This window comes from Streptomyces sp. NPDC088707, from assembly GCF_044752725.1.
Lineage (GTDB): Bacteria > Actinomycetota > Actinomycetes > Streptomycetales > Streptomycetaceae > Streptomyces.
In genome coordinates, this window is the sequence record NZ_JBIVLV010000002.1 from 519,917 (window position 1) to 543,246 (window position 23,330).

26 protein-coding genes are annotated in these 23,330 nt (G+C 71.7%); 10 read left to right on the forward strand and 16 right to left on the reverse strand.

The features are described from left to right. Nucleotides 1–171: 171 nt before the first annotated feature. The 4 genes from corA (at nucleotide 172) to ACIP84_RS09700 (ending at nucleotide 2,380) form a co-directional block, all read left to right on the forward strand. Entirely contained in the window at nucleotides 172–1,254 is a 1,083-nt protein-coding gene (gene corA, locus ACIP84_RS09685) for a magnesium/cobalt transporter CorA (RefSeq protein ID WP_355964501.1), read from the forward strand. A gap of 118 nt (nucleotides 1,255–1,372) precedes the next feature. Then, entirely contained in the window at nucleotides 1,373–1,699 is a 327-nt protein-coding gene (locus ACIP84_RS09690) for a PadR family transcriptional regulator (RefSeq protein WP_401796659.1), read from the forward strand. After that, nucleotides 1,696–2,052, forward strand: coding sequence for a DUF1048 domain-containing protein (locus tag ACIP84_RS09695; protein WP_401796662.1), 357 nt, complete (start codon nucleotides 1,696–1,698; stop codon nucleotides 2,050–2,052). The genes ACIP84_RS09690 and ACIP84_RS09695 overlap by 4 nt, the downstream gene beginning before the upstream one ends. A 1-nt stretch (nucleotide 2,053) precedes the next feature. Next, the gene (locus tag ACIP84_RS09700) at nucleotides 2,054–2,380 is read left to right on the forward strand and encodes a DUF1048 domain-containing protein (protein WP_401796665.1); all 327 of its coding nucleotides are present in this window, start codon (nucleotides 2,054–2,056) and stop codon (nucleotides 2,378–2,380) included. A gap of 13 nt (nucleotides 2,381–2,393) precedes the next feature. Here the strand turns inward: ACIP84_RS09700 and ACIP84_RS09705 are convergent, their stop codons facing one another. The 11 genes from ACIP84_RS09705 to ACIP84_RS09755 form a co-directional block, all read right to left on the reverse strand. After that, complete coding sequence (locus ACIP84_RS09705) at nucleotides 2,394–2,540, reverse strand: hypothetical protein (protein WP_401796668.1); 147 nt, start codon at nucleotides 2,538–2,540, stop codon at nucleotides 2,394–2,396. Next, nucleotides 2,537–3,340 carry a xanthine dehydrogenase accessory protein XdhC gene (gene xdhC / locus ACIP84_RS09710; protein WP_401796671.1) on the reverse strand — a complete coding sequence of 268 codons (804 nt, stop codon included), beginning with the start codon at nucleotides 3,338–3,340 and terminating at the stop codon, nucleotides 2,537–2,539. Before xdhC ends, ACIP84_RS09705 begins: the two co-directional genes overlap by 4 nt. 1 nt (nucleotide 3,341) lies before the next feature. Further along, entirely contained in the window at nucleotides 3,342–5,750 is a 2,409-nt protein-coding gene (gene xdhB / locus ACIP84_RS09715; protein ID WP_401796674.1) for a xanthine dehydrogenase molybdopterin binding subunit, read from the reverse strand. Then, entirely contained in the window at nucleotides 5,747–7,216 is a 1,470-nt protein-coding gene (locus ACIP84_RS09720) for a xanthine dehydrogenase small subunit (protein WP_401796677.1), read from the reverse strand. The genes xdhB and ACIP84_RS09720 overlap by 4 nt, the downstream gene beginning before the upstream one ends. Before the next feature lie 431 nt (nucleotides 7,217–7,647). Further along, nucleotides 7,648–8,418 carry an alpha-ketoglutarate-dependent dioxygenase AlkB gene (locus tag ACIP84_RS09725; RefSeq protein WP_401796680.1) on the reverse strand — a complete coding sequence of 257 codons (771 nt, stop codon included), beginning with the start codon at nucleotides 8,416–8,418 and terminating at the stop codon, nucleotides 7,648–7,650. Next, the gene (locus ACIP84_RS09730) at nucleotides 8,402–9,646 is read right to left on the reverse strand and encodes a hypothetical protein (protein ID WP_401796683.1); all 1,245 of its coding nucleotides are present in this window, start codon (nucleotides 9,644–9,646) and stop codon (nucleotides 8,402–8,404) included. The genes ACIP84_RS09725 and ACIP84_RS09730 overlap by 17 nt, the downstream gene beginning before the upstream one ends. A gap of 147 nt (nucleotides 9,647–9,793) precedes the next feature. After that, the gene (locus ACIP84_RS09735; RefSeq protein ID WP_355964420.1) at nucleotides 9,794–10,387 is read right to left on the reverse strand and encodes a snapalysin family zinc-dependent metalloprotease; all 594 of its coding nucleotides are present in this window, start codon (nucleotides 10,385–10,387) and stop codon (nucleotides 9,794–9,796) included. A gap of 269 nt (nucleotides 10,388–10,656) precedes the next feature. Continuing rightward, nucleotides 10,657–11,025: a PRC-barrel domain-containing protein gene (locus ACIP84_RS09740; RefSeq protein ID WP_355958766.1), complete on the reverse strand. Its 369-nt coding sequence runs from the start codon at nucleotides 11,023–11,025 to the stop codon at nucleotides 10,657–10,659. A 161-nt stretch (nucleotides 11,026–11,186) separates the two neighbouring features. Next, on the reverse strand, nucleotides 11,187–12,011 hold the full coding sequence (locus tag ACIP84_RS09745; protein WP_401796687.1) for a YhjD/YihY/BrkB family envelope integrity protein: 825 nt from the start codon (nucleotides 12,009–12,011) through the stop codon (nucleotides 11,187–11,189). Nucleotides 12,012–12,068: 57 nt separating this feature from the next. Then, the gene (locus ACIP84_RS09750; protein ID WP_266974719.1) at nucleotides 12,069–12,224 is read right to left on the reverse strand and encodes a DUF6131 family protein; all 156 of its coding nucleotides are present in this window, start codon (nucleotides 12,222–12,224) and stop codon (nucleotides 12,069–12,071) included. A gap of 241 nt (nucleotides 12,225–12,465) precedes the next feature. Further along, on the reverse strand, nucleotides 12,466–12,621 hold the full coding sequence (locus tag ACIP84_RS09755) for a CsbD family protein (RefSeq protein ID WP_401797110.1): 156 nt from the start codon (nucleotides 12,619–12,621) through the stop codon (nucleotides 12,466–12,468). A 254-nt stretch (nucleotides 12,622–12,875) separates the two neighbouring features. Between ACIP84_RS09755 and ACIP84_RS09760 the strand changes: the two genes are divergently transcribed. Continuing rightward, nucleotides 12,876–13,154 carry a hypothetical protein gene (locus ACIP84_RS09760; protein WP_355958760.1) on the forward strand — a complete coding sequence of 93 codons (279 nt, stop codon included), beginning with the start codon at nucleotides 12,876–12,878 and terminating at the stop codon, nucleotides 13,152–13,154. A 22-nt stretch (nucleotides 13,155–13,176) separates the two neighbouring features. Here the strand turns inward: ACIP84_RS09760 and ACIP84_RS09765 are convergent, their stop codons facing one another. Continuing rightward, nucleotides 13,177–15,084: an AMP-binding protein gene (locus ACIP84_RS09765; RefSeq protein WP_401796692.1), complete on the reverse strand. Its 1,908-nt coding sequence runs from the start codon at nucleotides 15,082–15,084 to the stop codon at nucleotides 13,177–13,179. A gap of 269 nt (nucleotides 15,085–15,353) precedes the next feature. On the opposite strand from ACIP84_RS09765, the gene ACIP84_RS09770 reads away from it, so the two are divergent. The 3 genes from ACIP84_RS09770 to ACIP84_RS09780 all read left to right on the forward strand — a co-directional run bounded on the left by ACIP84_RS09770 (nucleotide 15,354) and on the right by ACIP84_RS09780 (nucleotide 16,932). After that, nucleotides 15,354–16,055, forward strand: coding sequence for a 2-phosphosulfolactate phosphatase (locus ACIP84_RS09770; RefSeq protein WP_401796695.1), 702 nt, complete (start codon nucleotides 15,354–15,356; stop codon nucleotides 16,053–16,055). A 142-nt stretch (nucleotides 16,056–16,197) separates the two neighbouring features. Next, entirely contained in the window at nucleotides 16,198–16,539 is a 342-nt protein-coding gene (locus ACIP84_RS09775) for a DUF6422 family protein (protein WP_355958755.1), read from the forward strand. A gap of 189 nt (nucleotides 16,540–16,728) precedes the next feature. After that, nucleotides 16,729–16,932 carry a cold-shock protein gene (locus tag ACIP84_RS09780; protein WP_030213732.1) on the forward strand — a complete coding sequence of 68 codons (204 nt, stop codon included), beginning with the start codon at nucleotides 16,729–16,731 and terminating at the stop codon, nucleotides 16,930–16,932. A 171-nt stretch (nucleotides 16,933–17,103) separates the two neighbouring features. On the opposite strand, the gene ACIP84_RS09785 is transcribed toward ACIP84_RS09780, so the two are convergent. Next, nucleotides 17,104–17,904, reverse strand: a complete 801-nt coding sequence (locus ACIP84_RS09785) for a sulfite exporter TauE/SafE family protein (RefSeq protein WP_401796698.1) — start codon at nucleotides 17,902–17,904, stop codon at nucleotides 17,104–17,106. A 186-nt stretch (nucleotides 17,905–18,090) separates the two neighbouring features. Then, the gene (locus ACIP84_RS09790) at nucleotides 18,091–18,462 is read right to left on the reverse strand and encodes a metalloregulator ArsR/SmtB family transcription factor (protein WP_355958751.1); all 372 of its coding nucleotides are present in this window, start codon (nucleotides 18,460–18,462) and stop codon (nucleotides 18,091–18,093) included. A 96-nt stretch (nucleotides 18,463–18,558) separates the two neighbouring features. On the opposite strand from ACIP84_RS09790, the gene ACIP84_RS09795 reads away from it, so the two are divergent. Continuing rightward, nucleotides 18,559–20,622: a heavy metal translocating P-type ATPase gene (locus ACIP84_RS09795; protein WP_401796701.1), complete on the forward strand. Its 2,064-nt coding sequence runs from the start codon at nucleotides 18,559–18,561 to the stop codon at nucleotides 20,620–20,622. Between the two features lie 7 nt (nucleotides 20,623–20,629). Here the strand turns inward: ACIP84_RS09795 and ACIP84_RS09800 are convergent, their stop codons facing one another. Both ACIP84_RS09800 and ACIP84_RS09805 read right to left on the reverse strand, forming a co-directional pair. Then, nucleotides 20,630–21,598: a LysR family transcriptional regulator gene (locus tag ACIP84_RS09800; protein WP_401796704.1), complete on the reverse strand. Its 969-nt coding sequence runs from the start codon at nucleotides 21,596–21,598 to the stop codon at nucleotides 20,630–20,632. A gap of 152 nt (nucleotides 21,599–21,750) precedes the next feature. Further along, nucleotides 21,751–22,446, reverse strand: a complete 696-nt coding sequence (locus tag ACIP84_RS09805) for a type 1 glutamine amidotransferase domain-containing protein (RefSeq protein ID WP_401796707.1) — start codon at nucleotides 22,444–22,446, stop codon at nucleotides 21,751–21,753. A 525-nt stretch (nucleotides 22,447–22,971) separates the two neighbouring features. On the opposite strand from ACIP84_RS09805, the gene ACIP84_RS09810 reads away from it, so the two are divergent. Then, on the forward strand, nucleotides 22,972–23,322 hold the full coding sequence (locus tag ACIP84_RS09810) for an SAV_915 family protein (RefSeq protein WP_401796710.1): 351 nt from the start codon (nucleotides 22,972–22,974) through the stop codon (nucleotides 23,320–23,322). The last annotated feature ends 8 nt before the right edge of the window (nucleotides 23,323–23,330 follow it).

A 23,330-nucleotide genomic window follows, 5' to 3' on the forward strand; every position in this document is an offset into this window, starting at 1 on the left:
TGGGCGAGTCCGGGTGGGCCGGTTCCCAGCCCGCACGTCCGACCGACCTCTCGCCGCGCTGTTGCGGCCACGAGACCGTGTCCGCCCCGGAGTGCGGGTGGGACTGCCTGTCGTCCCCAAGGGGCTGCTGGCAGACTGTCCGGCGATCTGCCGAAGGAGCACCTCGTGTCGATGATTCACCGCCTGCGCAGCGCCGTCCGCCGTACGTACCGGCGTGCTGTGGACCTCAGTCACCCGGCGCGTTCGCCGCTCGGCAGCACGGTGGTCAACTGCGTGGTCTACCGCGACGGAGTGCGGCAGGACGAGGTCCGGTCGGTCGACGAGGCCCTGCGGCGCGTGCGCACGTCGGGTGACGGGTTCGTGTGGATCGGTCTGCACGAGCCGGAGGAGAAGGAGTTCGCGGGGCTTGCCGAGCTCTTCGGGCTGCACCCGCTCGCGGTGGAGGACGCCGTCCACGCCCACCAGCGGCCGAAGCTGGAGCAGTACGACGACGTGCTGTTCGCCGTCTTCAAGACGGTGTGCTACGTCGAGCACGAGGAGCTGACCGCGTCGAGCGAGGTGGTGGACACGGGTGAGCTGATGGCGTTCACCGGACGCGACTTCGTCATCACGATCCGCCATGGAGGGCACGGTTCGCTCGGCCCGCTCCGCGAGGCCCTGGAATCGGAGCCGGAGCAGCTGGCCAAGGGGCCCTCCGCGGTGCTGCACGCGATCGCGGACCATGTCGTCGACGACTACCTCGCCGTCGCCGAGGCCGTGCAGGACGATCTGGACGCGATCGAGACCGCGGTCTTCTCCGAGCAGGGCCACCGGAGCGACGTCGGCCGGATCTACCAGCTCAAGCGCGAGCTCCTCGAACTCAAGCGGGCCGTGGCGCCGCTGGGCCGTCCGCTCCAGCGCCTCGCGGCCGAACCGCTGCCGATGGTCGCGGCGGAGATACGCGCGTACTTCCGCGACGTGACCGATCACCTGGCGCGGGTCACCGAGCAGGTCGCCTCGTACGACACGCTCCTCGACTCGATCCTCCAGGCCCACCTCGCGCAGGTGACCGTCGCGCAGAACGAGGACATGCGCAAGATCACCGCCTGGGCCGCGATCATCGCGGTCCCGACCATGGTCTGCGGCGTCTACGGCATGAACTTCGACACCATGCCCGAGCTGCGCTGGACCTACGGCTACCCCATGGTCCTCGGTGTCATGGCCGTCGCCTGCTTCGTCATCCACCGCGGCTTCCGCCGCAACGGCTGGCTCTGACCTCCCCCTTGTGCGACGCACGACCGCGTCGCCGGTCGATGACACCTCCACTACTCAGTGATACCGTGTAGTGGTACTCGGTACTACGCAGTACCTCGGAGGCCGAGGAGGGCTCGCGATGGAGGACCTGACGGAGATGCTGAAGGGCACGCTCGAAGGGTGCGTGCTCGAGATCATCGGCGGCGAGGAGACCTACGGGTACGCCATCACCCGCCGGTTGAACGAGCTCGGCTTCGCCGACGTCGTCGAGGGGACGGTGTACACGATCCTGCTGCGACTGGAGCGGAACGGCCTCGTCCAGGTGACGAGGCGACCGTCCGGCGTCGGTCCGCCGCGCAAGTTCTACGCACTCAACGACGCCGGTCGCGAGGAGCTCGCGAGGTTCTGGGCGAAATGGCAGTACGTCTCATCACGCATCGACAGGCTCAGGGAGGGCGGGAGATGAACTTCTGGGAGACCGTCACGGGCAGTGATCTCACCAGGGAATGGAAGGCGTTCGAGGCCCGGGCCGCGGCCCTGCCGGCCGACCACCGGGCCGCTTGGGAAGAGATCAAGTGCCATCTCTTCCCGCACGGGGACTTCACCGGACGCAACCTGCTGCCGATCCTCGACGCCGCCCTGGGCCTGCTCGAAGAGACAGCGGCGGACGGGCAGAGCGTCCACGAGGCCCTCGGCGACGACATCCGGGGCTTCTGCACGGCACTGGCCGGCGGAGCAGGGGCTCGCACCTACCGCGACCGTTGGCGCGAGCAGTTGAACAGGAACGTCGCGAGGAAACTGAGCCGGCTGGGAGGCTGACGTGGGCATCCAGGACATCATCGAGGGCAAGAGGCAGTGGCGGGAGCACAGGGCCCGGGTCAAGGCGCTCCCGCCGGACTACCGCATCGTCTACGAGGAGATGCAGAGGTACTTCTTCAAGGTCGGGCCGATCGACCTGCCCGACGGGCCCCTGCTCCCCGGGATCGTCGACTTCTTCGAGGAGGGCGCCGCCTCGGGCCAGGGGGTCCTGGAGCTCATCGGCGACGACGTCGCCGCGTTCTGCGACGACCTGGTCAAGGACGCACGCACCCACGCGGACGCCTACCAGGAATCCCTCAGGGGAGAACCCGGCCCGGCCGGGCAGTAGCCGCCGCGGCCGCTCAGGGTGCGAGCGGCGCGGCGATCTGCCGGCAGGACGCCTGACGTGCGTCGGGCAGACCGGTGAGGGTGAGTACGACGACCCGGGCGGCGTCCTCGCGGCCGGCCCGCGCGCCCTTCGCTTCCCGGAGCCGGTTCCGGGGCGTCACCCGGAAGCGAAGCTCCGCATCAGGTCGGCCGCGACGCTCAGGGCGATCGTGGCGGGTTCCTTGCCCGTGATCTCGGCGATGCCGATCGGTGTCTTGATCCGGTCGATGGCGTCGTCGTCGTGGCCCCCTTCGGTGGCCAGGCGCCGTCGGAACCGCGTCCACTTGGCGGCCGAGCCGATCAGTCCGATCGAGCCGAGACCCGTGGTGCGCAACGCGGCGTCGCACAGCGCGGCGTCCTCGGCATGATCATGGGTCATGATCAGGACGTGGGTGCCGGCCGGCAGCTCCGCGAGCGTCTCCTCGGGAAGCAGCGGAGTGTGGTGCACATGGATCTGTGCCACCGCGTCCGCGAGCACGCCGAGCCGGCCGTCCGTGAGCATGTCGGCGCGGCTGTCGGTCAGGTGCAGGTCGAGGTCGTGGCGGGCCAGGATGCGTGCCAGCTCGAGGCCGACGTGCCCGACACCGAAGACCGCCACGGCCTGAACCACCGGCAGCGGTTCGAGCAGTACGGTGACGGCTCCGCCGCAGCACTGCACCCCGTGCCGGCTCGTGACCTTGTCGTTGAGGGCGAACTCCATCAGCTCCGGCTCCGGACCGGGTGCGCCGATCAGTTCGCGAGCCCGGTCGATCGCGACGGCCTCGATGTTGCCGCCGCCGATCGAACCCCAGGCCTCCGTCTGCCCCACGACGAGTTTGGCACCGGCCCGGCGGGGCGCGTGGCCGCGCACGGTCGCGACGGTCACGAGCACGCCGGGTTCCCGGCGGGCCCGCAACCGCGCGACCGCGGTGACCCAGGTCATGTCAGGCATGGCTCGCGGAGCCCGCGTCGATGCGGAGCGCGGCGCCGTCGCGAGCGTGGTCCCCTTCTCGCGCGGCGCCGCCGCCGCGAGCCGCCTCGATCGCCCAGTACACCGCTTCCGGCGTGGCGGGCGAGGCGAGTTCCACGCTGACTCCGGCGGGCCCGAACGCCGCGGCGGCCTGCCGCAACGCCTCGCGCACCGAGAACGCCAGCATCAGCGGAGGCTCACCGACGGCCTTGGAGCCGTAGACCGCGCCCTCCTCGGTGGCGTTCTCCAGCAGCCGTACGTGGAACTCCTCGGGCATCTCGGAGAAGCTCGGCAGTTTGTACGTACTGGCCGCCCGCGTCAGCAGCCGCCCGCGGTTCGGCCCCTCACCGGTGTCCCAGCGCAGGTCCTCCAGCGTCAGCCACCCCGCGCCCTGGACGAAGCCTCCTTCGACCTGACCGATGTCGATCAACGGGGAGAGGCTGTCGCCGACGTCGTGCACGATGTCCACCCGCCGGATCCGGTACGCGCCGGTGAAGCCGTCCACCTCCACCTCGGCGGCGGCCGCGCCGTAGGAGAAGTACTTGAACGGGGAGCCCTGGAACGCCTTGGCGTCCCAGTGCAGGCCTTCGGTCCGGTAGAAACCGGCCGCCGACAACTGCACCCGCTGGAGGTACGCGGTGCGCACCAGGTCGTCCCAGGCCAGTTCCCCGTCGCGGCCCAGGGCGCGCGCGACGCCCTCGACGATGCGTACGTCCGAGGCGTTCACACCCAGCTGGGTGGCCGCCACCTGCGACAACCGCCCGCGCAACTGCTCGCAGGCGTTCTTCACCGCCGCGCCGTTGAGGTCCGCTCCGGCACTGGCGGCCGTGGCGGAGGTGTTCGGCACCTTGTCGGTGCGCGTCGGGGCCAGCCGCACCTTGTGCAGCGGGATGCCCAGCGTGGTCGCGGCCACCTGCAGCATCTTGGTGTGCAGGCCCTGCCCCATCTCGGTGCCGCCGTGGTTGATCAGGACAGAGCCGTCCTTGTAGATCAGCACCAGCGCGCCGCCCTGGTTGAAGGCGGTGAGGTTGAACGAGATGCCGAACTTGATCCCGGTGAGCGCGAGCCCCCGCTTGGTGTGCGGGTGCGCGGCGTTGAAGGCCGCGATCTCGCGCTTTCGATCGGCGAGGGCGGCGTCGTCCCGTACCCGCTGCCAGACGGTCGAGATCCGTTCGGCGTGCGTCACCGGCTGCCCGTACGGCGTCGTCTGGCCCTGACCCGGCCGGTAGAAGTTGCGTTCCCGCAGCTCCGTCGGATCCAGGCCGAGCAGCGGCGCGCACCGGCCCATGATGTCCTCGATCACCAGCATGCCCTGCGGTCCGCCGAAGCCGCGGAAGGCGGTGTTGGAGACCTTGTTGGTCCTGGCGATGCGGCCGGTGACGCGGGCGTGGGGAATCCAGTAGGTGTTGTCGATGTGGCAGAGCGCGCGGGCGACCACCGGTTCGGACAGGTCCAGGCTCCAGCCGCCGTCGGCGGTCAGGGTGGCGTCCAGGGCCTGGATGCGGCCGTCGCCGTCGAAGCCGATCTTCCACTCGGCGTGAAACCCGTGGCGCTTGCCGGACATGGTCAGGTCCTGGGTCCTGTTGAGCCGTACGCGGACCGGCCGTCCGGTCAGCCGGGCGCCGAGCGCGGCGACGGCCGCGAAGCCGTGCGGCTGCATCTCCTTGCCGCCGAAGCCGCCACCCATCCGCAGGCACTGCACGGTCACCTCGTGGCTGTGCAGGCCGAGGACGTGCGCGACGATCTCCTGCGTCTCCGAAGGATGCTGGGTACTGCTCTGGACGAACATCTGCCCGTTCTCGTCGACGAGGGCCAGCGCCGTGTGCGTCTCGAGATAGAAGTGTTCCTGGTCGGAGAACTGGAACTCGCCCGTGAACACGTGCGCGGAGTCCGCGAAGCCGGCGTCGACGTCGCCGGTCCGCATCACGGGCCGGGCGCCGTGGAAGCTCCCGGCCTCGATCGCGTCCCGCAGCGCGATCAGGGAGGGCCGCTCGTCGAGTTCCACCTCGACGGCCGCCGCACCGAGCCGCGCCGCCTCCAGGGTCTCGCCGAGCACCCAGGCGACCGCATGGCCGTGAAACATGACCTCGTCGGGGAAGAGCGGTTCGTCGTGCTTCATCCCGGCGTCGTTGACGCCGGGCACATCGGCACCGGTCAGCACGCGGACCACACCGGGGACGGCCAGCGCGGGCCCGGTGTGCAGCGCGACGATCCTGCCGTGCGCCTTCGCGGCCTGGACCGGGTAGGCGTGCAGGACGTCCTTGGTGCGATGGACCAGGTCGTCGGTGTAGAGCGCGGCGCCCGTGACGTGCAGGTGGGCGCTCTCGTGCGGCATCGACACGCCGACGACGGGCTTTTCGGGACGCTCGGACAACTGGCTCATGACGACACCGCCTCGGTGGTTCGCGCGTACAGCTTCAGCAGGCTCTGGCCGAGCATCGCGGCGCGGTAGTCGGCGCTGGCGCGGTGATCGTCCATGGGGGTGCCCTGGGTTCGCAGCACCCGGGCCGCGGCCTCGACGGTCTCGGCCGTCCACGGCTCGCCCTCCAGGGCAGCCTCCGCGGCGAGGGCGCGGAGCGGGGTCGCGGCCACGCCGCCCAGGCCGATGCGCGCCTTGCGGACGATCCCGCCCTCGATGTCGAGCGCGAAGGCGACCGCCACGCTGGAGATGTCGTCGAAGCGCCGTTTGGCGATCTTGTGGAAGGCCGCGACCGGCGACAGCGGCAGCGGGACGCGCACCGCGCGGATCAGCTCACCGGGACGGCGCACGCTCTGCCGGTAGCCCGTGAAGTAGTCGGAGAGGGGCACCTCGCGCTCGCCGTCGGCGTCGGCGAGGACCACCGACGCCTCGAGAGCGAGCAGTACCGGCGGACTGTCCCCGATGGGGGACCCGGTCCCCAGATTGCCGCCCAGCGTCGCGCTGTTGCGGATGAGGCGGGACGCGAACTGCGGGAACAGCTGCGCCAGCAGGGGGACTTCGCCGTCCAGGCGGCGTTCGATCTCGGTGAGTGTCAGCCCCGCCCCGATCTCGATGTGGTCGGATGCGACGCGCAGTTCCCGCAGCTCGGGCAGCCGGTCGACGGCGACCACGCAGTCCGCGCGGCGGGAGGCGATGTTGACCTCCACGCCCCAGTCCGTGGAACCGGCGACCACGACCGCGCCGGGCCGCTCACGCAGCACCCGCAGGGTCTCGGTCAGGGTGCTCCTGCGCAGGAACACCCTGTCGTCCTGGGAGTACTCGGTGGCCACCGGTTCGGGCGGGGACAGCTCGCGACGCCGCGCCAGGGGGTCGTCCTCGGCGGGCGTACCGACGGCGAACGCGGCATCGCGAATGGGACGGTAGCCGGTGCAGCGGCAGAGGTTTCCGCTCAGCGCGTGCAGATCGAAACCGTTGGGACCGTGCTCGGGGTCCTCGGTGCCGGCCGGATCCGCGTACGCGCAGCGGTTCGGCCGGTAGTACTCGGCGGCCATGCTGCAGACGAAACCCGGTGTGCAGTAACCGCATTGGGAGCCGCCGCGGACGGCCATCTCCTCCTGCACCGGGTGCAGCGTGGCGGGCGCGCCGCCCACACCGGGGGTGGCGAGCCCCTCGGAGGTGACGATCTCCTGGCCGTCGAGGGAGGCGACCGGGACCAGGCAGGCGTTGACCGCCACCCAGTCCGTCGGCTTGTCCGTCCCGGGACGGGCCACGAGGACCGAACAGGCGCCGCACTCGCCCTCGGCGCAGCCCTCCTTGGTGCCGGTGAGGCCGCGTTCGCGCAGGAAGTCCAGCACGGTGGTGTGGGGCGCGGCCGGTGAGATCGTCGCTTCTCCGCCGTTGACCGTGACGGTGGGCCGCGCCGCTACCACGGAACGTCCCCGTCCGGGCGCGTGGTTGTCGTGACTATCCAAGTCGCCATTTCAGGAGCTTTCTCTCTCGGTGGCGCGGCTCGATGACCCGGAGCGCGCCACGCAGGGCACGCGACGGCGTGTCCCGGGCGGTGACAGACATGCGAAAGTGCCGGGGCCGCGAGCGGGCACGCCGGAAGGGGGCTGTTCAGCAGCCGTGTGCTATGAGACCCGGAGCCCAGGCGGTCTGGTGAGGGAGGCGGGACGCTTCGGAGATGATCGACATCCGACGTCGCCTCCTTCCAGTGACTCGCGGTGACTCGGTGCGCCCGAACCTACGGTGCCGCGGTTCGCCGGTCAACCCCTCGCAGGCGGTGCCCAGCGGTACCTGGGGACCGCCCGAGCGGTCACCCGGCACCGGGTCGCCGACGACCCGGCGTGAGATCCCGGCGTCAGACGGGCGGCATCAGATCGCTCTCGCTGATCGTGTACGTCAGCGGGGGGTAGACGAAGTCCGTCTCCTCGTTCTCACGGCGCCTCAGTCGGTAGAACTCGCGACTCTGCTCGTCGTCGGCCGCCACGAGCCGCGCGCCCTGCGGGAGGTACGCCTGTCCGTCGCGGAACCGCACCAAGGTCTTCGACGTGCGAAAGGTCACGCCCAACCACTGGTTGTCCGCCGCCGGGACGGGCTTCTCCAGCACGATCCTGTGCCGGAGCCGCCGGTTCGCGTCGACGGAGAACACGACGACGCCGTGGTGCGCGAGCGGGACCTCGAACGTCTCGCCGGCGGACTGCTTCGACGCGAAGAGCAGCTTCCTCGGCGGGCCCGCCTCGGGGTGCCGGTAGCAGGAGAAGACGGCGATGAACGAGTCGTCGGCCAGATCGAGGGCCTGGTCGGAATGGCCGCCCATGGTGGTGTAGGCGTTCGTGTAGGTCTCGATGAGAGCGTTGTTGAAGCCGACCGGGAGCGCCGCACGTTCCTGAATCCGCCGTGCCAGCCGTTCGTGCACCGCCCGGAAGCGCTGCGCCGGGCTGCCGTATCGAGTCGTCGTCCGTACGAGAGGGAAACGGCCCGCCTCGTCGGTCTTGGTGAGCGTGGCGCCGCGCCGGCCCTTCCCCACGTCCTCCAGGAGAGCCGACGCGGACAGCTCGGCGAAGAGATTCTCCTCGCCCGGAACGGCGTACGCGCGGATCGCGTCCGAGATCCTAGACACGGGGGGCAAGATAGTCTCCCGTGTTCATGCTGAAGAGGAACCTGTCGCCGTAGTCGATGAAGGACGAGGTCCTGTTCTCCTCGGCGTACAGCCTCCGCAGCTCGTTCATCCCGTCCTCCGTGGGCGGCTCCAGCCGCACCAGGTCTCCGGCCACTTCGAGAAAGGTGTGCCCGTTCCTGTGCACGGCCTCCGTGCTGGAACACCGCACCACGTATCCCAGCCGTGTCGGGAGCGACTCGGCGTCCAGCGAGGCGGGCCGGATCTCATGCGTGTAGAGGCGGTTGGTGGAGAGCGGCATCAGGAAGACAGAGCCGGGGTACAGCGTCACGGTGAACTGAGGGGGGAGCGCGGGCGCGTCCCCGTCGCGTTCCGCGGTCTGCTCCTTGAGGCGGAAGTGGAGTCTGGTGAGTCCGCTGACGCCCTTCACGCCGTGGTCGAAGGGGTCGTCGGCGAGGGGTCGCAGCTTGTCGAGCCCGCCGTAGAACGTGCAGAAGGCCATGACGCCGTTGACGGGCATGTCCTTGGTCTTGTCGGCGTGGGCCGAGATCCTGGCCTTGGACTGCTTGCGCTCGGCCGTGGCGCGGGTGTTGTGGTAGATCTGGGCGAGGACGTGATTGAGCGGTGCATGGTTCCGGAACACGGCGGAGGCCTCGCGGTTCAGCGCTTCGACGATGTCCGCGTCCGTCGGACGGAAGCTCTCGGTCGGCCCCGAGAAGTTCGTGGAGCACCGGAGCAGGCGGAAGCGCAGGTCGTCGCCGTCCCGTGTGACGGGCGTCAGATAGATTCCGCTGCGATGGGCTGTTCCGGGCTTGGTGGACTCCGTCAGGGACTGGAAGGCGTGCTTCGCGGCGATCCGTCCGAAGTGGTCGGCGTCGGGGTCGAAGAAGCGGCGGTAGTACACGCCGACGCCGTGGACGCGGACGGGCACGCGACCGAGGCCGACGAGGGGCCAGGGCGCGTCGACGCTCCCGGAGCCACCGTGCGACAGCTCCCTGATGACGAACACCCGCGCTGCAGAACGCAGTTGAGGGCTGCTGATGCCGGACACATCGCCGCACAGGTAGACGCTCTTCCCCGCGAGACCGGGCGAACCGGAGGCGAGGTCCTCCGGTGTGATGGTGGACCCGAAGAAGTCCCTGACCACGTGATGGTCCCGCAACGTCGAAGGGGCGACGAGGATGTTGCCCGCGTCCTCGATGCGGGCCTCCGCCTCTGCCGGCTCTGTCGTGTACGTCAAACCGTGCCTGCCATTCGAACGCCGCCGTGAACCTCCGGACGGTACTGCGTCGTCCGCGCTGTCCACAACGGGGTTCCGCGGTACGGCGACGGTGGGGCGCCCGATCGTGGACTCCGATCGGGCGCCCCGCCTTTCGGGGCCACTGACCTACGGGGCGTCCACCAGGGTGCGGCCGTCGGTGACGACGAGCGAGGCGGCACCGGCGGCGTAGGCGGACTCCACCCGGGCCTGTTCGGCCGCGTTGGGGATCGCGTTCACGCATGCCGTACCGGCGCTCGACCCCGACATCAGCTGCGAGCACGGGCCGGGCTTCGTGTCCGGGAGGCCCAGGCTGTGGCCGAGTTCATGGGCGGCGATACGGGTCTTGTCGTACCCCTGGCTCACGGCCTGACTGCCGAGTTCGACACGGACCTGCCGGCCGGGACGGACCGGCCCGAGAGTGGCCTGGGGCCAGCCGGTGGTCGCCACGATCACGATCTCCGCCCGGGTGCCCGGCGCGGCCTCGACCAGCTTGACGTTGTCGACGTTCGCGTTCCAGGAGGCGACGCCGGCGGCGATGGCCGCCTCCCACCCTCCGGCGCGGCTGTCGTCGTAGCGAAGTGTCACCACGGCCGCGGCGCTCGCCGTGGCCGACGGTTCCGCTGCCGGCGCGGGTGCGGCGTTCGCCGCTGTGGCCGTCGCCGTGGCGAGGACGACCGCGACGCCGACGGTGGCCGTCCTCAGCCATGTGTAGAGCGACATGCTGCTCCTTCACTCGTGGGGGACCCGGAACCTGGAGGAACCGGGAGTGCGGGAGGAGCGGCGCTGGTACGGGTCGACCTGGGGCGGGCCGGGCCGCCGATCCTCCGGGCCTTCCGACGGTATGCGCCGACGACCCGAAAAGGCATGCACCTGACAAGCCAAACTTCGTCAACCAGGCAGCCCGAAAGTTCAGTTGGGATTCGAGGGCTTTCACGCCGACGGCGGAGGGCCCGAACTCGTCGAGTTCGGGCCCTCCGCGGCGCGGGGTGTCAGACCAGGCGGTTGCCGAAAGGGCCGCCCAGCATGTAGTACGCGCCCAGCTGCTGGCGGTAGGCGGGGTCGTCCAGGTGTGTGTCGCGGTGGAACTCGGGAGCGTCCTTGACCTGCTCCTTGGTCCCGTCGACGAAGACCTTCCGCTCGTCCACGTCGACGCGGACGACGGTTCCGGCCGGCAGCAGGACTTCCTTGCCGAAGATCCAGGGACCGGTGTCCACGACCAGATAGGCGTCATCGACCTCGTCGGAGTGCTTGTCGACCTTCCCGATACTGCCGTCGGTCGCCTCGACCTTGTAGCCGGTCAGATCGGTCCCGGCCAAGTGGCCCGCGGTCGACTTGTAACTCCAGATGTTCTCGGTCACGCGAAAACAACTCCTCCGGTAGGCAGCGGACGGCGCGCGGTTCCCCGCCGTCCTCCCTTTCCGTGCTTCGTGCTTCGTGCTTCGTGCGCGGCGAGTTGCGTACCCGCCTGTGCTCCGCCTGCCCCGGCCTCCGCCACCCATGCCCTCGATCGCCGACGGGATCACTTCCGTCGTCTCACCCTCCGCGTCACACGGGGCAGCTCGTCGTCGAACAGGCGCCCGACGAGCGCCCCGCCGAACACGACCACGCCCACCGCGAGGAGCCAGGTCTGGATGACCAGGAACGCGCCGAACGGCCCGTAGCTGACGGCACTCGACGCGATCAGCGGAGAGAAGACGAGCCGGGAGAACACGCTGAGCCCCAGCAGCCCGAGCACGGTGGCCACCGCACCGGGCAACAGTGCGGACCACGCGACCCTGCCCCCGAGCAGCAGGTGCTGCGACCACCAGAAGAACAGGATGCCGCTGAGCGCGGTGACGACACCCCCGGTCGGACCCTGGCGCCAGAAGGAGGCGACGGCGATCAGATACAGGACCCCCAAGAGGACGGCCAGCCACAGCACATGGCGCCACCTGGCCCGCCAGTGCGCCGGGGGCAGGTCCCACACCTTCTCGTAGCCGCTCTGTACCGCGGTGCCGAACGAGAGCCCGAACACGGCGAGCAGAGCGAGGCCGAACGCCGTCGTGGTCCGCCGCACCTGGCCGGGGAGAGCGAACAGCCGTTCGATCTCCGCTCGGGCGGGCTCCGAGACCCCGAGTCCGTCGCCGAGCCACTGCGCGAAGCCCTTGCCGCTGCCCGCCCCGGCCGCGGACACCACGATCAGCAGCGGGATCAGGGTGAGGAAGCCCAGCGCCGCGAACCCCAGCGAACGCTGCCACAGGTCGAGTTCGCTGACGGGACCCCACCGGTGCCCGGCGCGCGCTCGGCGGATCCCGCTTCGGATCCGCTCGAACGGGGACCTACGCTCAGCGGGACGGCCGGTCATCAGCTGTCCCGCGCGCGAGCCGTGCCCCGTACCGTCGGCCTACCGGCGGGATCGGCGTCACCAGTAGTGGCGTCGGCCTCCCACCGCATGGCCGAGGGCTCCGAGGATCCACAGGATGGCCCCGATGACGACCAGGACGATTCCGATGGTCCACAGAATCGAGATGCCGGCGACGAAACCGATGACGAGCAGAATGACTCCGACCAGGATCATGGTGTGCCTCGCTCTCTGGAGGTGAGCCGCCCGGGTAACGGGCCGCGGGCCCGATACGGGCGGCGTAGGCGTGTCCCAGCCACCTCATGAACAGCGTCTGCCCCGTCCCACTGCGGAGACGCGGCCGAGGGCGGGCCGGGGACCGGGGGCCTTGTCCAACCCGCCCCGCACCGCGGACGCCCCGGCACCGGCAGTGCGTCGCACTGCCCGTGCCCGCACCGCGGACGGTGGACCGGCGGTGCTAGTCCTTCATCGTGTCCTTGATCTTCTCCTTGGCCTGCCGGGCGTCCCCCTTCATCTGCTCGGCGCGGCCTTCCGCCGTGAGGCGCTCGTTCCCGACGGCCCGACCGGTCGTCTCCTGGACCTTGCCCTTGGCCTGTTCCTTCTTGGCCTTCATCTTCTCCTCGCCCGACACGGCGTGCTCCTCTCGTGCGGCGACGTCTGATGTATCGCGGCTAGCCCGTTTCGTCCCCCGTAAACATGCGGCCCGCGCACCGCTCCAGCCCCGGTCCTACCGTCCCGTACATGGGGAAGCGCGCTCCCGCGCGCCGCTTCGGGACGGTTGCCGGATACTGGATCCACCACCCCTTGCTTCCTCTCGCCCACAGAGGACCGGGGCACCGGGTGGACCGACGTGTGGCAGGAGGGTTCATGCTCATCAGCCATGTCTTCGAGGATCGCGTCCTGCACGTGACCCTGCTGCGCGACCTCGATGTCACCGGCCGTGCGGCCGTCGCCCTGCACATCGAGACACTCCTTGCCGTCCATGGCCCACGGCATGTCCGGATACAGCTGCCCACGTCGGACCCCTCCCCGGCCTCACTCAGCGTGCTCGCCCGCGCCCGCCGCCTGTGCGAGGGCCTGGGGACCCCGCTGACGGTCGTCGGGCCGACCCGCATCGCCCCGCACTCACGGCCCGCGGCGGCGTAGCCTCACCGACGCCCGAAACCCTTCACCGGGTGCGGTCGTCCGGACCGCCGGGACCGCCGCGTCGGAGAACGGGGCGCAGCGCGTCGATGACGCCCGCGTCGTCGACGGTGGAGGGGACGGGCTCGTCGCCGCCGTCCGCGATGCCGCGCATCGTCTTGCGGAGGATCTTTCCCGACCGGGTCTTGGGCAGCGCGGCCACGACCGCCACGTCCTTGAGGGAGGCGACCGCCCCGATCCGGTCGCGTACGAGCTGGACGAGTTCGGCCTCCACCTCGCCCGGTTCACGGGCGGTGCCGGCTTTCAGGACGACGAAGCCCCGCGGCACCTGGCCCTTGAGGGGGTCGGCGACGCCGATGACCGCGCACTCGGCGACGTCGGGGTGGGCGGCCAGGGCCTCCTCCATGCTGCCCGTGGACAGCCGGTGCCCGGCGACGTTGATGACGTCGTCGGTGCGGCCCATGACGAAGACGTAGCCGTCGTCGTCGATGTGCCCGCTGTCTCCCGTGAGGTAGTAGCCGTCGTAGGCGGACAGGTAGGAGGCGACGTAGCGGTCGTCGTCGTTCCAGAGGGTGGGGAGCGCTCCGGGCGGCAGGGGCAGCCTGACCACGATCGCGCCGTCGACGCCCGCGGGCGCGGGCTCGCCCGAGGGGTCGAGGACGCGGACGTCCCAGCCGGGCAGCGGACGGGTGGGGGAGCCGGGTTTGACGGGGGCGGCCTCGATGCCGACCGGGTTGGCGACGATGGGCCAGCCGGTCTCGGTCTGCCACCAGTGGTCGATCACGGGGACGTCCAGGAGGGCGCTCGCCCAGCGATAGGTCTCTGGGTCGAGGCGCTCACCGGCGAGGAACAGATAGCGCAGGCGGGAGAGGTCGTGGTCCGCGGCGAGTGTTCCCTCCGGGTCCTCCCTGCGGATCGCCCGGAAGGCGGTGGGCGCCGTGAACATGGTCTTGACGCCGTAGTCGGCCGCCACGCGCCAGAACTGCCCCGCGTCCGGTGTGCCGACCGGCTTGCCCTCGTACAGGACGGTCGTGGCGCCGGCCAGCAGGGGCCCGTAGACGATGTACGAATGGCCGACGACCCAGCCGACGTCGGATCCGGTGAACATCGTCTCGCCGGGGCCGACGTCGTACACGGCGCCCATCGACCAGTGCAGGGCGACCGCGTAACCGCCGCAGTCACGCACCACTCCCTTGGGCTTTCCGGTGGTCCCGGAGGTGTAGAGGATGTACAGGGGATCGTTCGCGGACACGGGAACGCACGCGGCCGCAGGTGCGGCTGCCACCAGGTCGGCCCAGTCGAGGTCGTCGGGTCCCAACTCGGCCGGACCCTGGGGCCGTTGCAGGATCACGCTCTTCTCGGGCTTGTGCGAGGCGAGTTCGATGGCCCGGTCGAGCAGCGGCTTGTACGCGATGACCCGCCTGCCCTCGATGCCGCAGGAGGCGGAGACGACCACCTTGGGCGCGGCGTCGTCGATGCGGAGGGCGAGCTCGCGCGGGGCGAACCCGCCGAAGACGACCGAGTGGACGGCGCCGATCCGGGCGCAGGCCAGCATCGCGACGGCGGCCTCCGGAACCATCGGCAGGTAGATCACCACGCGGTCACCACGTCCCACGCCGAGCTGGGCGAGCGCCCCGGCGAAGACCGCCACCTCGTCCCTCAGCCGCGTGTAGCTGTAGGTACGCCGGGTGTCGGTGACGGGGGAGTCGTAGACGAGCGCGGGCTGGTCGCCGCGGCCTGCTTCGACGTGCCGGTCGAGCGCGTTGAAGCAGACGTTGAGCCGGCCGTCGGGAAACCAGCGGTGGAAGGGGGCGCCCGAGGAGTCCAGGGCCCGTCGCGGGGCGACGTCCCAGTCGATGCCCTCGGCGGCGTCGAGCCAGAAGGTCTCGGGGTCCTCCGTGCTGGCGCGGAAGACGTCCTCGTACTTTCCCATCGCGGACTCCTCTCGTCGCGTCGGGGTTCCAACGCCGTGGGGTCGGGCTGCGGTTGTGGCGCCTGCAGGCCGGGCGGGGCGGTGCGGGGCCTGGTGGAGCGGACCAGGCATACCGTATGTCGGCGGTCCGGGGTCTGCGACCGCGATCGGCCGGACACGCGGGTCCCGTCCGGCCGGTGTCCCGGGGCCGGCACGGGACGACGAGCCGGACGACGTGATGCGTGCCACTGTCGGGACGATTCGCGTCCGGCATGCGTGATCATGACCGGATGGACGCTCGTTTCCTTGGTATCGCCGAGATTTCCGAAGCCCCGTCCGTGGCGGTGGTGATCGACGTCATGCGGGCGTACACGGTGGCCGCCTGGGCCTTCGCCCGGGGCGCTGAGAAGATCGTTCTCGCCGAGTCGCTGGACGACGCCCTGGCGCTCAAGGCCCGTCACCCGGACTGGGTGGCGCTCAAGGACGGCCCGCCCGCGCCCGGCTTCGACGCGGTCAACTCGCCGGGGCTGCTGCGGTCCGCCGACCTCGCAGGGCGGACCGTCGTGCAGAAGACCACGGCCGGGACGGTCGGCGCCCTCGCGGTCAGGGACGCGTCGCTCGTGCTGTGCGCCGGCTTCGTGGTGGCGGAGGCGACGGCCCGGACCCTGCGGTCGCACGGCTGCGACGACGTCACGTTCGTGGTCACCGGCGAGGACGGCCGGGCCGAAGAGGACCTGGCGTGCGCGCAGTACATCGCCCGGAGGGCGGCCGGGACCGTGACGGACGCGGCCGGGTTCCTCCACCGCGCCGGCGCTTCGCGCGCCGCCACCGAGCTGAAGGAGGGCGTCCGCGAGGGAGCCCACCCCGACGACGTCGCCCTCTGTCTCGAACTCGACCGCTTCCCTTTCGCCATGGTGGCGACCCCGGAGGGCGGGCTCATGGTCCTCCGCCCTCACGACGTGCCGTCGGTCGGCGACACGGCCGTGACCTGATCGCCGACGCGTTCCCACCCCTTCCGGCTGCTCCGATCGGCGCAAGTCCCGTCCGGCGTGCGGCGCGGCCCGTGCGTGCCCTCCCCGGCCGCGCGTCGGCCTCTGGTACGACGGTGGCCCGACCACTCGGAGGAGGACGTGGGTGTCCGACAACGCGGAGCCGAACCGGCGGACCGGTGAGCAGACGAAGGCGCTGGCGGAAGCCGCGGCGGTGGTCGTCGCCGCGCGACGCGAGGCCGCGGCGATCCTGCGGAGGGCGGACACGGAGCTGCTGCCCGAGGAACGCGAATGGTTCGTGGGCGACGGCTGCGGGGGTGCGTTGGCGCCGCCGCCCACTCCCCACTTCTGCCTGTGCCCGCGCTACCGCGGCAACGGCCACGAGCCCTGTGTGAACACCTTCGTCGACGACACGGGCCCTGATCTCGGCACGGGATCCCCCCGCGTCCGCTGCCGCCACCCGAAGGACACGCACGGCCAGATCTGACCGCCGGTCACCGGTTCGTGTCCCGAGCCGTACGTCCCGGGTGACCGGCGGTCATCACATCGGAGTAACAAGATCGGATCAGTGGGTGTAGGTGGGGGTGTGTCGGGGGAAGACCCGAGTGGCGCCCGTGGATAGGGCGTCGCGACGATCCCACCCCGGACCGTCGCCGGACTGACCAGAAGGACGAGCATGGCCAGCGGCACCGTGAAGTGGTTCAACTCCGAGAAGGGCTTCGGCTTCATCGCCCAGGACGGCGGCGGACCGGACGTCTTCGCCCACTACTCCAACATCTCGGGCAACGGCTACCGCGAGCTGACCGAGGGCGAGGCCGTGACGTTCGACATCACCCAGGGCCAGAAGGGTCCGCAGGCGGAGAACATCGTCCGGGGCTGATCCCCGGCCCGCTCCGGCGGGCTGTTCTCCCTCCTGACGGCGACCCGCTGTCGACGGCGCCCGCACTTCGTGCGGGCGCCGTCGGGGCGTCATGACCCGTCTGGCGACTGCGGTCAGCCGACGCCGCTGCGGAAGATCCCGGCGTGGAGCGGGCCTGGCCGGCCCGGACCCTCAGGAGGATCCGATGGCCCGGGCGGCGTAGAAGGCGCCGATCGTGGCGGCGAGTACGCCGAGCAGCGGACGCAGCGCCCGCTCGGGCAGGCGGGGCTGGAGGCGGGCGCCGAGATAGCCGCCGACGAGTCCGCCGAGGCCGCAGGCCAGGCCGAGCCACCAGTCGGGGGCGACGTCGCCGGAGCTCACCAGGGACAGCACCACGAAGGCGGCCGCACCCACGAGGGAGGTCGCGAACGTGGCGGCGAGCGCAGCCGGTGCCACCCGGCTCATCGGCACGCCGCGGGCGGCCAGGATCGGCCCGAGCAGTGAGCCGCCGCCGATGCCGTAGATCCCGCCGAACACCCCCACCGCCACGGCCAGGGCGGTGAGCACGGCCGGGCGCGGTTCCGCCGGTGAGGCGGCGGGGGTCGGGGCGCGGTGCGCGGGGGCGAGCGTGCGGGCGCACAGCCAGAGTCCGAGGGGCAGCAGGAGGACCGCGACCAGCATCTGGAAGACCTCAGGGCCCGGGAGGGCGTAGACGCGGATCGCGGCGCCGAGGACGACTCCCGGCAGGGTGCCGGCGATCAGACGCCGGGTCAGAGGGCCGCGCAGCGTGCCGTCGCGGCGGTAGCGCCACAGGGCACCGGGGCCGGCCACCACGTTGTACAGGAGGTTCGTCGGGGTGATCGCCGGGTTCGGTATGCCGAAGACGCTGAGGTGCACGGGAAGGAGGAACACCGCCCCGGACACGCCGACCGGCGCCGTCAGCATCGCGATCAGCAGCCCGGCGACCAGGCCCGCCCACATCGTCCAGTCCACCGGGCTCCCCGTTCCTCCGTCGCCGCCCGGACAGTACCGGACCGTGTCCGCGGGCCGTACGGCCAGGGGCTCGGGGGATACGGGATGTTCATACGCCGATGCGCGGCGCACTCGACGCCCTGCCCGGCTCGCCGGGCGTTCGCCGGCCGCCGCCGATCGTCGGCGCACCGTCGCCGCCGCTGATCGTCAGCGCGTCGCCGCGGCCGTGTCGGTCATGCCGAGGCGGAGATGCTCCACGTGGTAGAGCGCCTGGTCGAGGAGGCCCGCGACGTGGTCGTCGTGGAGCGCGTAGACGACGGAGCGGCCCTCGCGGGTGCCGGTGACGAGGCCGAGGTTGCGCAGCAGGCGCAGCTGGTGGGAGCAGGCGGACTGCTCCATGCCCACGGCCGCAGCCAGTTCGGTCGCCGCGCACGGCCCTTCGCGCAGCCGGGCCAGGATCAGCAGCCGCGACGGGGTGGACAGTGCCTGGAGCGTGGTGGCGACCTGCTGGGCGTTCTCGGGGGTCAGACGGGTGCGCGGTGCCGCGCTGCTGTCCGTTGCGTTCACTCCGTGGCCCATGGGTGCCATCCTACGGAAGGCGATACATGAATGGGTGTTCAAGTGTTCCTGTACGGTGAGGGCGTACGACACCTCCCGTGAAGGACTCCCTCTGTCATGGCCTCCACCCTGACCAAGCCCGCACGGCCCTCCACCGAGCCCCGGTCCCCGCGCCGCCGCACCCGCGTCCTGGCCCTGCCGGAAGCCCGCTGGGCACTGGCCGCCCTGGTGCTGTTCCTCGTCGGGCTTCCCCTCGACCTGCTCGGTGCTCCGGCGTGGACGTGGGGGCCGCTCTTCGCCGCCACCTACCTCACCGGCGGCTGGGAACCGGCCTGGGAGGGCCTGAAAGCCCTCAGGGACAAGTCCCTCGACGTCGATCTGCTCATGGTGGTCGCCGCCCTCGGCGCCGCCGCCATCGGACAGGTCCTCGACGGAGCGCTCCTGATCGTCATCTTCGCGACCTCCGGCGCCCTGGAGGCGGTGGCCACCGCCCGTACCGCCGACTCGGTGCGCGGGCTGCTCGACCTCGCCCCCGCCACCGCGACCCGGCTCCTCGACGGCGGCGCCGAGGAGACGGTCGCGACCGCCGAACTCGTGGTCGGGGACATCGTCGTGATCCGCCCGGGGGAGCGGATCGGGGCCGACGGCCGGGTCCTTGAGGGGGCGAGCGAGGTCGACCAGGCCACCATCACGGGAGAACCGCTGCCCGTGCTCAAGAAGACCGGCGACGAGGTCTTCGCCGGCACCCTCAACGGCACCGGCGCGCTCCGCGTCGAGGTCGGGCGGGACCCGTCGGAGTCGGTGATCGCCCGGATCGTGCGGATGGTCGAGGAGGCCTCCGAGACCAAGGCCCCCACGCAGCTCTTCATCGAGAAGGTCGAACAGCGCTACTCGCTCGGCATGGTGGTGGCCACCCTCGCGGTGTTCTTCGTGCCCCTCGCGTTCGGCGCCGGGCCGACCGACGCCCTGCTGCGCGCGATGACCTTCATGATCGTCGCCTCGCCGTGCGCCGTGGTGCTCGCCACCATGCCGCCGCTGCTCTCCGCCCTCGCCAACGCCGGCCGGCACGGCGTCCTCGTGAAGTCCGCCGTCGTCATGGAGCGGCTCGGGCAGGTCGACACCGTGGCCCTCGACAAGACGGGCACGCTGACCGAGGGCACCCCGCGCGTCACCGCCGTCCGCCCCGTGCCCGGCGGGCGTGACGCCGACGAGGGCCGGCTCCTGGCCCTCGCGGCGGCCGCCGAGCATCCCAGCGAACACCCGCTGGCCCGCGCCGTCGTCCTCGCCGCCCGCGCCCGCGGCCACCGGATCCTGCCCGCCGAGGACTTCACGTCCACCCCCGGCATCGGCGTCACCGCCACCGTCGGCGGCGTCACCGTCGAGGTCGGCGCCCCCGCCCGCCTCCTGCCTGCCGCCGAGGACGCGCGCACCGCCCGCGCCGCCACCGAGGCCGCGACCCTCGCGGCCGAACTGGAGGCGGACGGACACACCGCCGTCCTGGTCAAGGTCGACGGCATGCCCGTCGGCGTCCTCGGCATCGCGGACCGGCTGCGCCCGGACGCCGCCGCCACCGTCGCCGCCCTGACCGGGCTGACCGGCACCGCGCCGACGCTGCTCACCGGAGACAATCCGCGCGCCGCCGCCCGCCTCGCCGCCGACGTCGGCCTCGCCGACGTACGCGCCGGGCTCCTGCCCCAGGACAAGGTCGCCGCCGTCCAGGAGTGGGAGGGGGCCGGGCGCAGGGTCCTGGTGATCGGGGACGGCGTCAACGACGCGCCCGCACTGGCCGCGGCCCACACCGGCATCGCCATGGGCCGCGCGGGCTCCGACCTCGCCCTGGAGACGGCGGACGCGGTGATCGTCCGCGACGAACTCGCCACCGTCCCCACGGTCGTCGCACTCTCCCGCCGCGCCCGCGGCCTGGTCGTGCAGAACCTCGTCATCGCGGGAGCGTTCATCAGCGGCCTGGTGCTCTGGGACCTCGCGGGCACTCTGCCGCTGCCCCTCGGAGTCCTCGGCCACGAGGGTTCCACGGTCCTGGTCGGCCTCAACGGTCTGCGCCTCCTCCGGGAGGCCGCCTGGCAGCGCGCGACCGCGACCGCGGCTGCGACGTCGACAGCCGGGGCCCCGTCCGCCGGGACCGTATCCGCCGGGAACGAGTCCGCCGGGAACGGTTCCTGACGCAGCGTCACCAGGTGCGTCCGGCTTCCACCAGGAGGTCGCGGACGCGGGTGACGTCGGGGTTGGCGGGGCGGCCGGGGCGCTGTGTGAGATAGGCGGTGTTGATGGGCGGGTCGTCCGGCAGATGCAGGGGTACGAGGGCCCCCGAGGTCAGTTCGGCTTCGCAGAGGTAGCGGGGCAGGACCGTGAAGCCCGCCCCCGCGGTGACCGCCGCGAGGACGCCGCGGAGGTCGGGGACGGTGACGGCGGCGGAGCGGGAGAGCCGGCTGCCGAAGACATGGCGCCAGTAGCGACGGGCTATCGGCAGGTCCTCGGCGTACGTGATCAGGGGGACGGCAGTCAGCGCCGCCGGACCCTCCACCGCCGGCCGCTCACCGACGCGGTCGGCCCAGGCGGGGGCGGCGACGAGCACGAACTCCTCGTCCATCAGCGGTACGGCGGTCAGCGCGCGCCCACGGGGACGGAAGGTCGCGATCACCAGGTCGTGTCTTCCCGCCCGGAGTTCGTCGAGGAGCGGTTCGGTGAGGCCCGGCGTGATCCGGAGCCGTACCCCTTCGGCCGCCAGCGGCGCCAGGGCCGGCAGGACGCGGGTGCAGAGCAGTTCGGCGGGGCCCGCCAGATGTACGGGGGCGGCCCGCTCGTGGGGTTCGGTGTCCTGGCCGGCGGCGCCGGCGAGCGCGTCGAGGGGAGCGGCGACGCGGGCCGCGAGGTCGTGGGCGACCGTGGTCGGGGCGACGCCGCGCGGCAGCCGCTCGAACAGCTCGCGGCCCGTCTGTCGCTCCAGGGAGCGGATCTGGGTCGTCACCGTGGGCTGGGAAAGCCCCAGGAGCCCGGCGGCCGCCGTGAACGAACCGGAGCGGTAGACCGCCAGGAAGGTGCGCAGCAGGTTCAGGTCCGCCGGTCCGGTGCCGCCGCCGGGCGTCGTCGTACCGGGGCGGGGAAGACCGGCCGGCCCATCAGGATCCGTATGCCTCACATCGGAAGCCTACTGGTATCCCTATGACGCATCCCGGAGAGGCATGCCCATGCCGCATCCCATGACGTTCCCGACGACGTGTCCCCATGGCGGGACGCCCCGCGCCCTGAGAGTGCGGGGCGTCCGGCCGTCGGCGCCGTGCGGGCGTCGTATCAGCCCAGTTCCTTGAGGACCCGGTCCGCGAGCGGAGCGGACGAGGCCGGGTTCTGGCCGGTGATGAGGTTGCGGTCGACGACGACCTTCGGCACCCACGGCTCGCCGACCTGGACGTCGACGCCGGCCTCGACCAGGCGGGTCTCCAGGAGCCACTTCGCCTTGTCGGCGAAACCGGACTGGGTCTCCTCGTCGTTGGTGAACGCGGCGACCTTGTATCCGGCGAAGGCGTTGGTGCCGTCGTCCTTCGTGGCGGCGAGGAGCGCGGCCGGGCCGTGGCAGACGACGGCCAGGGGCTTGCCGGAGTCCAGGGCTTCGACCAGCAGCCGGCCCGAGGTCGCGTCGACCGCGAGGTCCTCCATGGGGCCGTGGCCGCCCGGGTAGAAGACGGCCGCGTAGTCGGCCAGGTCCACGTCCTCGAGGCGGACCGGATGCTGGAGTTCGGTGAGCGAAGCGATGACGGCGGCCACCTTGTCGGCCCCCTCCTGGCCGCCGTTGAACTCCGGGGCGAGGCTGCTCCTGTCGACGGTCGGGACGACACCGCCGGGGGTGGCGACGACGACCTCGTACCCGGCGGCCGTGAACGCCTGGTACGGCGCGGCCGCCTCCTCGGCCCAGAAGCCGGTCGGGTGCTTCGTACCGTCGGCCAGGGTCCAGAAGTCGGTGCCGGTCAACACGAAAAGGATCTTGGGCATGAGGGTTCTCCCGGGAGATGCGGGCCGGGTTCCGGCCCGAAGAGCGGTGATCGCCCACCCGGGCCCCGGAGCGGGGCCCGTCGGTGTGGCGATGACCTCGAACGTAGTCCCGTCCCGGAGACCTTTCCAATGCGCAATCCAATGGCTGCCATGGGAACTCCGATGGCTCCACGGGAATACGACCGCCCCCTGGCCTGCGGAAAGGCCAGGCGCTCGCCGCCTCGGCCTTCGCCGGCACCGTGCCCCGGAAGGTGCGCCGATGGGCGAGCGGGGTGACCCCGATGGCGGCACGCGGATCCTGGCGCACGGACGGCGCTCGGGTCGAGGTTCCACGGGCCCGAGCGTCGGCAGCGCGGCCGGAGGCGTCGAAGGAACGTTCACACGTCAGCGGAGTGTATGCATCGGGCCGCCGCGCGTCAGGGCCGCGTCAGGGTGGACCCGGGAGTGGTGATCACCGGGCATAGCGTCGAAGACACCTCCGGCGCGACCGTGCCGGGGACCGTGTTCCGCTCCTTGGGAGGACCCATGGAAGACGCCCTGTACGGAGACGACCCGGAGCCTGCGGAACCGCTCACGGCCGGACGCCTCTGCGTGCCCGTCCGGCCGGGCACCCGCGGCCTCGTGACCCGCCTGTTCCGCACGCCGGTCGGCGGCAGGACCGCCGTCGCGTTCACCGACCCGGCGCGGCTGAGGGCCGTCCTGGGCGCCGACCAGCCCTGGATCCCGCTGTCGGAGCCCGCGCTGCGGGCACTGACGGAGCCGCTGGGCGTCCGCGCGCTGAGGATCGACCCGGTCCTGACGGCTCCGCGGCCCGCCGCCGGCTCCGTACCCCTGCCGGAGCCGCTGTCGCGGCCCCTGACCGCGCTCGCGAGCTGACGGGAGTC

What these genes read in the sequence shown, in the direction of transcription:
- corA (WP_355964501.1), top strand. Translation starts at nt 172, where the DNA reads ATGATTCACCGCCTGCGCAGCGCCGTCCGCCGTACGTACCGGCGTGCT.
- ACIP84_RS09690 (WP_401796659.1), top strand. Translation starts at nt 1,373, where the DNA reads ATGGAGGACCTGACGGAGATGCTGAAGGGCACGCTCGAAGGGTGCGTG.
- ACIP84_RS09695 (WP_401796662.1), top strand. Translation starts at nt 1,696, where the DNA reads ATGAACTTCTGGGAGACCGTCACGGGCAGTGATCTCACCAGGGAATGG.
- xdhC (WP_401796671.1), bottom strand. Translation starts at nt 3,340, where the DNA reads ATGACCTGGGTCACCGCGGTCGCGCGGTTGCGGGCCCGCCGGGAACCC.
- xdhB (WP_401796674.1), bottom strand. Translation starts at nt 5,750, where the DNA reads ATGAGCCAGTTGTCCGAGCGTCCCGAAAAGCCCGTCGTCGGCGTGTCG.
- ACIP84_RS09735 (WP_355964420.1), bottom strand. Translation starts at nt 10,387, where the DNA reads ATGTCGCTCTACACATGGCTGAGGACGGCCACCGTCGGCGTCGCGGTC.
- ACIP84_RS09745 (WP_401796687.1), bottom strand. Translation starts at nt 12,011, where the DNA reads ATGACCGGCCGTCCCGCTGAGCGTAGGTCCCCGTTCGAGCGGATCCGA.
- ACIP84_RS09750 (WP_266974719.1), bottom strand. Translation starts at nt 12,224, where the DNA reads ATGATCCTGGTCGGAGTCATTCTGCTCGTCATCGGTTTCGTCGCCGGC.
- ACIP84_RS09755 (WP_401797110.1), bottom strand. Translation starts at nt 12,621, where the DNA reads ATGAAGGCCAAGAAGGAACAGGCCAAGGGCAAGGTCCAGGAGACGACC.
- ACIP84_RS09760 (WP_355958760.1), top strand. Translation starts at nt 12,876, where the DNA reads ATGCTCATCAGCCATGTCTTCGAGGATCGCGTCCTGCACGTGACCCTG.
- ACIP84_RS09765 (WP_401796692.1), bottom strand. Translation starts at nt 15,084, where the DNA reads ATGGGAAAGTACGAGGACGTCTTCCGCGCCAGCACGGAGGACCCCGAG.
- ACIP84_RS09770 (WP_401796695.1), top strand. Translation starts at nt 15,354, where the DNA reads ATGGACGCTCGTTTCCTTGGTATCGCCGAGATTTCCGAAGCCCCGTCC.
- ACIP84_RS09780 (WP_030213732.1), top strand. Translation starts at nt 16,729, where the DNA reads ATGGCCAGCGGCACCGTGAAGTGGTTCAACTCCGAGAAGGGCTTCGGC.
- ACIP84_RS09790 (WP_355958751.1), bottom strand. Translation starts at nt 18,462, where the DNA reads ATGGGCCACGGAGTGAACGCAACGGACAGCAGCGCGGCACCGCGCACC.
- ACIP84_RS09795 (WP_401796701.1), top strand. Translation starts at nt 18,559, where the DNA reads ATGGCCTCCACCCTGACCAAGCCCGCACGGCCCTCCACCGAGCCCCGG.
- ACIP84_RS09805 (WP_401796707.1), bottom strand. Translation starts at nt 22,446, where the DNA reads ATGCCCAAGATCCTTTTCGTGTTGACCGGCACCGACTTCTGGACCCTG.
- ACIP84_RS09810 (WP_401796710.1), top strand. Translation starts at nt 22,972, where the DNA reads ATGGAAGACGCCCTGTACGGAGACGACCCGGAGCCTGCGGAACCGCTC.